4 protein-coding genes are annotated in these 3,461 nt (G+C 66.7%); 2 read left to right on the forward strand and 2 right to left on the reverse strand.

Annotated features, from left to right (window positions below; translation table 11 throughout):
• The coding region (locus tag EB084_21930) for a phosphodiester glycosidase family protein (GenBank protein ID NDD30925.1) at window positions 1-536 on the forward strand (536 nt) is incomplete at its 5' end.
• A 17-nt stretch (window positions 537-553) separates the two neighbouring features.
• Here EB084_21930 and EB084_21935 read toward each other — a convergent pair.
• A complete protein-coding gene (locus tag EB084_21935) occupies window positions 554-2,143 on the reverse strand; it encodes an alpha-galactosidase (GenBank protein ID NDD30926.1) in 1,590 nt (529 codons plus the stop codon).
• Between the two features lie 246 nt (window positions 2,144-2,389).
• On the opposite strand from EB084_21935, the gene EB084_21940 reads away from it, so the two are divergent.
• Complete coding sequence (locus tag EB084_21940; protein ID NDD30927.1) at window positions 2,390-2,884, forward strand: YbjN domain-containing protein; 495 nt, start codon at window positions 2,390-2,392, stop codon at window positions 2,882-2,884.
• A gap of 43 nt (window positions 2,885-2,927) precedes the next feature.
• Here the strand turns inward: EB084_21940 and EB084_21945 are convergent.
• Window positions 2,928-3,461 (reverse strand): hypothetical protein (locus EB084_21945; protein ID NDD30928.1); only part of this gene is annotated, 534 nt, incomplete at its 5' end.

Raw genomic sequence — 3,461 nt, forward strand, 5'->3', positions numbered from 1 at the left:
CGCGTCCCGGCCGCGTCATCTATGGCGACGTGAAGACCGCGTCGGCGTCTCGGCCCTGCACCCTGGGCAAGATGCGCACCTACTGGGCCGTCACGCCAGACGGCACCCACGAGATGCACGAGACCGAGCGCTTCGGCACCGATCGCGAGGGCAATCCTCTCTACCGAATCCCGCCCGCGCAGTTCTCCTCGTATCGCTACATCATCGGCGGCGGCGGGCGTCTCGTGTCTGATGGGCGAAAGGCCTCGGTGGGGGCGGGCGTCAATGACGAGCAGTTCCAGCCGGATGTGCTGGCCCGCCGCAATCGCAGCGCCATCGGCTACGCGGCCGACGGCGCCACGTTCTGGATGGTGTCGTGCGATGAACCCGGATGGACGCCGCAGGAGACGGCAGACTTCTTCATGAGCCTGGGTGCCCGCGACGCGATGATGCTCGACGGCGGCGGATCCACCGAGATGGTGGTGGGTGACCGCATCGTGACGTCCCTGTCGGCGGGCGCCGAGCGCCCCATGCCCACGGCCATCACCCTGATCTGAGGCAGACGGCGCCCCGCTCACCACGGCACATAGGGCGATTCCTTGAAGTACGGCTCGAAGTCGACCGTCTCACCGTTGACCTCATAGCGATAGCGATCAAGGCAACGCACCGTGTCGCGGCGAGAGACCCACGCCTTCAGGTCTTCCCGCTGGAGAGGCGTGAGCCGACCCACGAGATCAGAGGTCTCCTTGAGACCGCACACGGCACCGAGGGCTCGGCTTGCGCGCTTGTGATCGACCGAGATGATGGGGGTGCTCGAACCGATGTACGACACGTCCGGATCGAGCTGGATGAGCGGATCGAGCCAGAGTCGCAACACGCTGTTCTTCAGCGCTTCCGATGCGCTGGGCCAGGCCGAGACCACATTGCGGGGCGCGGGAATTCGCCACACGGGCCCCGTGTCCATGCTGGTCCGGATGCCGTCGAAGATGCCGATGCTGGCGTGCACCGGCGCGCCGCAGGCGAGCAGGTAGGTGTCGTCGCCGGCCTCTTCCCGGATGAGACGCGCGCCCTCGCGATACACCTCTTCACGCGACAGGCGTGAATCGTGTCGCTTCCCCTCGATGGCGGCGGCAAAGAGAAAATCGCACTTGAGCACATCGAAGCCCCATCCCTTCACCGTGGCGATGACCTTGCGCACGTGATCGCGCGCCTCGGGTCGGGTGAGATCGAGGCCGTAGTACCCCCCTCCCCAGTGCTGGCGGATGCGCTTGGGACGATCCTGCTCGTCACGCACGAACCAGTCCGGGTGCGCGCGGAAGACGCGGGAGTGCTCGCTGGCAATGAAGGGGGCGATCCAGAGACCGGGACGCCGCCCGGAAGCGCGAATCTCAGCCGCGAGAGCGGCCATGCCGGAGGGGAACCGCGCGGGGTTCACATCCCAGTCGCCCACCTTGCCTTGCCACCCGTCGTCGACCTGGAACACCTCGAAGCCGAGGCCATCGAGATCAGCGAGATCGCGACGCAGCGTGGGCTCGGTGATCTTGTCGTAGTGACTGTACCAGCTGCTCCACATGCTGGCGATGCGCTTCTCGGGACGGGCCGCGCGACCATCGGCAGCGAGGCGCTCGGCCAGCAGCGTGGTGTACTGGGTGAGCACCTCGCGCTCAGGACCGCAGGCCACATACCAGGGAGCCGGCGCACCCTCTTGCGTTCCCTCGAGCGCGCCGGCGCGCATGGCCACAGAAGCCCCCAGTCCGAGTGACCCCAGCAGCAGGCATTGCCCCTCCGGCGCTTCCACCATGCTGAGACCCGCGCTGCGCGTCGACAGGTCGGGATCACCGGCCACCCCTTCCTGCTCGATGAGGTGACTGCGAGGATACAGGGTATACGCCGGGGTCTCGCCTGGGGTGAACCAGTGGCTGTGGCTCCACGACTGCCAGCCGTGTCGGAATGCCCTTGCATCGCCCAGGGGGTGGCGCACGGCGACCGCCCCGGGGGGCAGCAGATATCCCAGGGGCGCCGGGACGGCATCGCCCTGGCAGGCGACCTGCACGTCGAGCGGCCCGACATGGAGCGACGTTCCCGTCCGTTCTTGCGAGACGGGGGAGCGCGTGTTCCCAACGGCACGCGCGGTGCTGGAGATCGATGAGGAGATGGCGTGCATGGCGTAGACCCTCACGTGGGCGATGTGCCTGGGCGTGAGTCTATCAGCCGGGCGCACGCTCGTGGCCAGGGTCTCGGTGAGCCGCCCGATCTCGGGGTTGAGATGCGATCTTCACATCGCTCGCGTAAAATGAAGCATGGCGTGAGAGAGGCCGAACCACCGTTGTCCTCGAATCGAATTCGAGGGTTCACCTCGCTGAGGGCACGACGCCCCCCACCAGCCCCCACCAGGACAGGAGCATCGCCCATGCCCGCACGCATCCGCCGCCTTCTCTCCATCCTCGCCGTCATTGCCGCGTTGACGCCGCTCTCCGCTGGGGCCGCGCACGCCGAACCCTCGGGCACCATCGGCGAGAGCGTGCCGCTGGGCGACACGACCGTTGTTTCGAAGCTCTCGCTCGAGCAGCTGCAATCGGTCCTGCGATCAGAAGGCTACACCTTCTCTCTCACCGAGAGAAAGAACGTGCTCTGGAAGATCGATGGGGTGAGCGTTCTTCTCTACGTGGGGAAGACATCGGTGTCGTGCTGGGTCAGCTACAGCGATCTGAAGCCGAGCCTCGAGAAGATCAATGCCTGGAACCGTGAGATGCGCTTCTCGACCGCTTTTCTCGACGCAGACGGCGACCCGTGCCTCGAGCTCGATCTCGACCTCGAGGGCGGCGTGACCGTGGCCCGCGTCAAGGACTACCTCAAGACGTGCAGACAGTCCATCGCGCGATGGACCGAAAAGATCGCCCACTAGCATCCGTGCCGACGACACGCACGCCCGTCGTGTCGAGACCGCCCTACTCGCTGAGCACGAACACGCGCATCCCGTTGAGCTTGATCTCGTTGCCCGCGTTGCCCGGCGTGACGGTGAAGCGTGACACGCTCCCGCTGTTGAACTGCAGCACCAGCTGCCCGTCGCCCGACACGGTCCACTGCCCGTCAGAGCCGCCCGCCACGGCGCCTGAGCCGTTCATCGACAGGCTCGACGCGTCGGCGCGGTACACGAACTGACCGTTGCGATAGAGATAGAGATCCTTGCGCTCGCTGTACCCGTTGCCCGTGTACAGGTAGAGCAGGTGCTTGCCGCTGAGGGCGGCGGCGAGGCCACTGCCCTGACTGGCCACGGGGGCCGCCTGTGCCTGAGCGAACTGCAGGCGCTGCGCGATGCCGTAGCCCTGGTAGTATCCGGCGGCGGCGTTCTGCTCCTTCGAGATGACCACCACCACAACACCCCCGCCGTAGGGCGAGAAGCGCACGAAGGTGTCGGCCAGAACCCATCCCTCGTCGGTCTGACGGGCGGCGCGGAAGCTGCGGTCGCTGCCGCCCAGCGA

The organism is Pseudomonadota bacterium (assembly GCA_010028905.1).
In the GTDB taxonomy this organism is placed as follows: Bacteria; Vulcanimicrobiota; Xenobia; order RGZZ01; family RGZZ01; genus RGZZ01.

Coding starts and splice junctions, on each gene's coding strand:
- EB084_21940 (NDD30927.1), top strand. CDS start 2,390: ATGCCCGCACGCATCCGCCGCCTTCTCTCCATCCTCGCCGTCATTGCC.
- EB084_21935 (NDD30926.1), bottom strand. CDS start 2,143: ATGCACGCCATCTCCTCATCGATCTCCAGCACCGCGCGTGCCGTTGGG.